Annotated in this window: 6 protein-coding genes; all 6 read left to right on the top strand. The window is 67.7% G+C overall.

The genetic code is table 11. The annotated features are described in order from the left end of the window. Window positions 1-140 precede the first annotated feature (140 nt). A complete protein-coding gene (gene argB / locus G3N62_RS33725) occupies window positions 141-1,040 on the top strand; it encodes an acetylglutamate kinase (protein WP_034190249.1) in 900 nt (299 codons plus the stop codon). Beyond that, window positions 1,037-1,828 (top strand): HAD-IA family hydrolase, encoded by a 792-nt coding sequence (locus G3N62_RS33720; protein ID WP_034190248.1) that lies wholly within the window; start codon window positions 1,037-1,039, stop codon window positions 1,826-1,828. Before argB ends, G3N62_RS33720 begins: the two co-directional genes overlap by 4 nt. Then, window positions 1,795-2,457 carry a nucleoid occlusion factor SlmA gene (gene slmA, locus G3N62_RS33715; protein ID WP_034190247.1) on the top strand — a complete coding sequence of 221 codons (663 nt, stop codon included), beginning with the start codon at window positions 1,795-1,797 and terminating at the stop codon, window positions 2,455-2,457. The genes G3N62_RS33720 and slmA overlap by 34 nt, the downstream gene beginning before the upstream one ends. Window positions 2,458-2,724: 267 nt before the next feature. Next, the gene (locus G3N62_RS33710) at window positions 2,725-3,870 is read left to right on the top strand and encodes a homoserine O-acetyltransferase (protein ID WP_034190246.1); all 1,146 of its coding nucleotides are present in this window, start codon (window positions 2,725-2,727) and stop codon (window positions 3,868-3,870) included. Continuing rightward, window positions 3,867-4,475, top strand: a complete 609-nt coding sequence (metW, locus tag G3N62_RS33705) for a methionine biosynthesis protein MetW (RefSeq protein WP_034179337.1) — start codon at window positions 3,867-3,869, stop codon at window positions 4,473-4,475. Before G3N62_RS33710 ends, metW begins: the two co-directional genes overlap by 4 nt. Window positions 4,476-4,570: 95 nt before the next feature. Further along, on the top strand, window positions 4,571-5,990 hold a 1,420-nt coding region (locus tag G3N62_RS33700), incomplete at its 3' end, for an AmpG family muropeptide MFS transporter (RefSeq protein ID WP_059561492.1).

Raw genomic sequence — 5,990 nt, 5'->3', positions numbered from 1 at the left:
CGCGCCATAGCCGGCGGGCCGCCGCACGCCGTGCCGCCTCGCGCCGCCGGCATTCCGGGCCGCCCAAAAACCCGATGCTGCGCTGCGCCACTCCTGTACAATTCGCCGTGTTTCAACCGTTCCCAGCCAGAGCCGCCGCCATGTCCGAGCCCATCGACCTCTCGCAGATCGCCCCGACGCTGAAAGCAGAAATCCTCGCCGAGGCGCTGCCGTACATCCGCCGTTACCACGGCAAGACCGTGGTCATCAAATACGGCGGCAACGCGATGACGGAAGAGCGGCTCAAGCAGGGCTTCGCGCGCGACGTGATCCTGCTGAAACTGGTCGGCATCAACCCGGTGATCGTCCACGGCGGCGGTCCGCAGATCGATCACGCGCTGAAGAAGATCGGCAAGGCCGGCACCTTCATCCAGGGCATGCGCGTCACCGACGAAGAGACGATGGAAGTCGTCGAGTGGGTGCTGGGCGGCGAAGTGCAGCAGGACATCGTGATGCTGATCAACCACTTCGGCGGTCACGCGGTGGGCCTGACGGGCAAGGACGGCGGCCTGATCCACGCGCGCAAGCTGCTGATGCCGGACCGCGACAACCCGGGCGAGTACATCGACATCGGCCAGGTCGGCGAAGTCGAGGCGATCAACCCGGCGGTCGTGAAGGCGCTGCAGGACGACGCGTTCATTCCGGTGATCTCGCCGATCGGCTTCGGCGAAGACGGCCTCTCGTACAACATCAACGCCGACCTCGTCGCCGGCAAGCTCGCGACCGTGCTGAACGCCGAGAAGCTGCTGATGATGACCAACATCCCCGGCGTGATGGACAAGGACGGCAACCTGCTGACCGATCTGTCCGCCCGCGAGATCGACGCGCTGTTCGAGGACGGCACGATCTCCGGCGGCATGCTGCCGAAGATCTCGTCGGCGCTCGACGCGGCGAAGAGCGGCGTGAAGTCGGTACACATCGTCGACGGCCGGATCGAGCATTCGGTGCTGCTGGAAATCCTGACCGAGCAGCCGTTCGGCACGATGATCCGCTCGCATTGAGCGCACGCCGCCAGTCGCCCGGCCCCGACCTGCCGGCCCCGCTGCGGCGCCGGCGCATCTCGCGCAGCCGGCCGCGCGCCGGCGCGCCCGTCTGGCTGTTCGACCTCGACAACACGCTGCACCACGCGTCGCACGCGATCTTTCCCGAGATCAACCGTGCGATGACGCAGTACATCGTCGACACGCTGCAGGTCGAGCGCGCCGAAGCCGACCGCCTGCGCACCGGCTACACCGAGCGCTACGGCGCCGCGCTGCTCGGCCTCACGCGCCATCACCCGATCGACCCGCACGACTTCCTGCGCGTGGTCCACACGTTTTCCGACCTGCCCGCGATGGTCCGCGCCGAGCGCGGCCTCGCGCGCATCGTCGCCGCGCTGCCGGGCCGCAAGCTGATCCTGACCAACGCGCCGGAAAACTATGCGCGCGCGGTGCTGCGCGAGCTGCGCATCGAGCGGCTGTTCGAGCGCGTGATCGCGATCGAGCACATGCGCGACCGCCGCACGTGGCGCGCGAAGCCCGATCACACGATGCTGCGCCGGACGCTGCGCGCCGCGCATGCCCGCCTGTCCGACGCGATCCTCGTCGAGGATACGCGCGGCCACCTGAAGCGCTACAAGCGTCTCGGCATCGGCACGGTATGGATCACCGGCCACCTGCCGGGCCATCTGCCCGTTACCGGGCGTCCCCACTATGTCGACCAGCGCATTCGTTCGCTAAAATCGCTCCGACTGGGCACACGATCGGGGCGACAAAAATGCAGCCGACTTACCCGCAGGACCAAGCCGTAACCGAAAGCCAGGCTACCCCCTCGCGCCCGCGCCCCAAGCCGGGCGAGCGCCGCGTCATGATCCTGCAGATGCTCGCGACGATGCTCGAGGCGCCGAAACCCGAGAAGATCACGACCGCCGCGCTCGCGGCCCGGCTCGACGTGTCGGAAGCCGCGCTGTACCGGCACTTCGCCAGCAAGGCGAAGATGTACGAAGGGCTGATCGAGTTCATCGAGCAGGCGCTGTTCGGGCTCGTCAACCAGATCGTCGCGAAGGAACCGAACGGCGTGCTGCAGGCCCGAACGATCGCGCTGACGATGCTCAATTTCGCCGCGAAGAACCCCGGGATGACACGCGTGCTGACCGGCGAGGCGCTGGTCGGCGAGGACGAGCGGCTGACCGAGCGCGTGAACCAGCTGCTCGACCGCATCGAGGCGACCGTCAAGCAATGCCTGCGCGTCGCGCGCACCGAGGCGCAGGCGCCCGACGGCGCGACGCCCTTCGTGCTGCCGGCCGACTACGATCCCGCCGCCCGCGCGAGCCTGCTCGTCAGCTACGTGATCGGCCGCTGGCACCGCTTCGCGAAAGGCGGATTCCACAAGCCGCCGGGCGAGCAGGCCGATGCGCATCTGCGGCTGATCCTGCAGTGACCGACGCCCGGCGGCACGCCGCGCCATGCGTGCCGGAATCCGTGCCGCGCAATTTCCGCTATACTTTGCCGACTGTCGCTCCTCGAGCGGCAGGTCGGAGCGCGCCGATTTGCTGACTCGATTGCGGGCGCGCGAACCGGCCGGGCGTTGACGATGTCTCCGTCCCGGCGGTTCACTACAAATGCGGCTAAAGAGGTCGTCAGCCGCGCATCTCCGACTCCGCGCCTCGCCGACACCATTTAGCCGCCCAGTCATAAGGCGGAACGAATGGAATCGATCGGCATCGTCGCTCCACAGACCATGCACTTCGCCGAACCGCTGCGCTTGCAAAGCGGCAGCGTGATCGGCAACTATCAGCTCGTCGTCGAGACGTACGGCGAGCTCAACGCCGCGCGCTCGAACGCGGTGCTCGTCTGCCACGCGCTCAACGCGTCGCACCACGTCGCCGGCGTCTACGCGGACGATCCGCGCAGCACCGGCTGGTGGGACAACATGGTCGGCCCCGGCAAGCCGCTCGACACCAACCGCTTCTTCGTGATCGGCGTGAACAACCTCGGCTCGTGTTTCGGCTCGACCGGCCCGATGAGCATCGATCCGTCGACCGGCAAGCCGTACGGTGCAAAGTTCCCGGTGGTGACCGTCGAGGACTGGGTGCATGCGCAGGCGCGCGTCGCCGACGCGTTCGGCATCGAGCGCTTCGCCGCGGTGATGGGCGGCAGCCTCGGCGGCATGCAGGCGCTCGCGTGGAGCCTGATGTATCCGGAGCGCGTCGCGCACTGCATCGACGTCGCGTCGACGCCGAAGCTGTCCGCGCAGAACATCGCGTTCAACGAGGTCGCGCGCTCGGCGATCCTGTCCGATCCCGACTTCCACGGCGGCGACTACTACGCGCACGGCGTGAAACCGAAGCGCGGCCTGCGCGTCGCGCGGATGATCGGCCACATCACGTACCTGTCCGACGACGACATGGCCGAGAAATTCGGCCGCGCGCTGCGCCGCGCCGACGGCGCGCTCGATGCGTACAACTTCAGCTTCGACGTCGAATTCGAGGTCGAGTCGTACCTGCGCTACCAGGGCGACAAGTTCGCCGACTACTTCGACGCGAACACGTACCTGCTGATCACGCGCGCGCTCGACTACTTCGACCCGGCGAAGGCGTTCGACGGCAACCTGACGGCCGCGCTCGCGCACACGCAGGCGAAGTACCTGATCGCGAGCTTCTCGACCGACTGGCGCTTCGCGCCCGCGCGCTCGCGCGAGATCGTGAAGGCGCTGCTCGACAACAAGCGCACGGTCAGCTACGCGGAAATCGATGCGCCGCACGGTCACGACGCGTTCCTGCTCGACGACGCGCGCTATCACAACCTGATCCGCGCGTATTACGAACGAATCGCCAACGAGGTGGGTGCATGAACCAGCAAGCGCTGAATTCCCTGTCCGCGCGCGCGGATTTCCGCACGATCGCGCGCTGGGTCGAGCCGCGCTCGACCGTCCTCGACCTCGGCTGCGGCGACGGCTCGCTGCTGGCGCTGCTGATGGAGGAACTGGACGTCACCGGCTACGGCATCGAGCTGAACGACGCGGGCGTGCTCGCGAGCGCGAAGAACGGCATCAACGTGATCCAGCAGAATCTCGAGGACGGCCTGCGGCTGTTCGAGGACCACAGCTTCGACATCGCGATCCTGTCGCAAACGCTGCAGACGATCCACCAGACGGCCGCGATCCTGCGCGAAACGGCGCGCGTCGGCCGCGAGTGCATCGTGTCGTTCCCGAACTTCGGCTACTGGCCGCACCGGCTGTCGGTGCTGCACGGCCGCATGCCCGTGTCGAAATCGCTGCCGTACCAGTGGCACAACACGCCGAACGTGCGGGTGCTGACGATCAAGGATTTCGAGGCGCTCGCGCCCGAAGTCGGCGTCACGATCCTCGACCGCGTCGTGCTGCACGAAGGCCAGCCGATTCGATGGGGAGCGAACTGGCGTGGTAGTCTTGCTGTCTACCGCGTCAAGCGCAGCTGAGCCGGGGGGCCGTTGACGGACGCCGGGCCCGGCCCGCGCCGCCCCCCCGCCGCGCGCTGCCGCCGCAATCAGTCAACGCTACCCAGTTCCAGTCCATGTCGAAAACGCCACACGAGGCGCCCGCACTCACCGCTCACGAGGATCACCCCGGCTGGCGAGCCTATCTGAACACGCACATGCTGATCTGCGTGTTCCTCGGCTTCACGTCAGGCCTGCCCCTCTTCACGCTCGTCTACCTGGTGCAGGCATGGCTGCGCTCCGAGGGCGTGAACCTGAAGGAAATCGGCCTGTTCGCGCTGATCCAGTTCCCGTATACGTGGAAGTTCCTGTGGGCGCCGCTGATGGACCGCTACATCCCGCGCCTGCCCGGCTGGCGGCCGGGCCGCCGGCGCGGCTGGATGCTGCTCACGCAGGTGCTGGTCGCCGGCGCGATCGCCGCGCTCGGCTTCGTGTCGCCGCGCGACTCGATCTGGACGGTCGCCGCGCTCACGACGCTCGTCGCGTTCTTCGGCGCGAGCTCCGACATCGTGATCGACGCGTACCGCCGCGAGCTGCTGCGCGACACCGAGCAGGGCCTCGGCAACGCGGTGCACGTGAACGCGTACAAGCTCGCCGCGCTGATCCCCGGCTCGCTGGCGCTGATCCTGTCCGACCACATGCCGTGGGACGCGGTGTTCGCGCTCACCGGCGCGTTCATGCTGCCGGGCATCCTGATGACGCTGCTCGTGCGCGAGCCCGAAGTGGTCGGCACGCCGCCGCGCAACCTGCGCGACGCGATCGTGCTGCCGTTCCGCGAATTCATCCAGCGCGACGGCTGGGCCGGCGCGCTGCTCGTCATCGCGTTCATCTTCCTGTTCAAGATCGGCGACACGATGGCCACCACGCTGTCGACGTCGTTCTTCCTCGACATCGGCTTCTCGCGCACCGAGATCGGCATTGTCGCGAAGACCACCGCGCTCGTCGCGAGCGTCGCCGGCGGCATCATCGGCGGCATCTGGCTCGTGAAGATCGGCATCGGTCGCGGGCTGTGGATCTTCGGCGCGCTGCAGATGGTGTCGACGCTCGGCTTCGCGTGGCTCGCGCAGCTCGGCCCCGGCTCGCCGGTACTCGCGATGCTGTACGACTTCACCGTCTCGACGAGCCATGCGATCGCATCGGCGCTGTCGGTGTTCGGCATCGCCGTCGCGCCGCAATTCAGCCCGATGACGGTCGCGCTCGCGATCGTCTACGGGTTCGAAACCTTCACGACGGGCCTGACGATGGCCGCGTTCGTCGCCTATATCGCGAGCACGACCGACCCGCGCTACACGGCCACGCAGTTCGCGCTGTTCACGAGCCTCGCGTCGGTGCCGCGCACGCTCGCGTCGGCCGCGAGCGGCTTCATCGTCGCGAAGATCGGCTGGTTCGACTACTTCATCGTGTGTACCGCGCTCGCGATTCCCGGCATGCTGCTGCTGTTCAAGATCGCGCCGTGGAACGGTACCGCCCGCAACGGCGAGGCCAGCCGTGCGCAGA

Origin of the sequence: Burkholderia sp. Tr-20355 (genome assembly GCF_017104685.1) — a bacterium.
Lineage (GTDB): Bacteria > Pseudomonadota > Gammaproteobacteria > Burkholderiales > Burkholderiaceae > Burkholderia > Burkholderia seminalis.
Note: the sequence above shows the minus strand (reverse complement) of the source record. Positions and strands in the feature narration are given on the sequence as shown.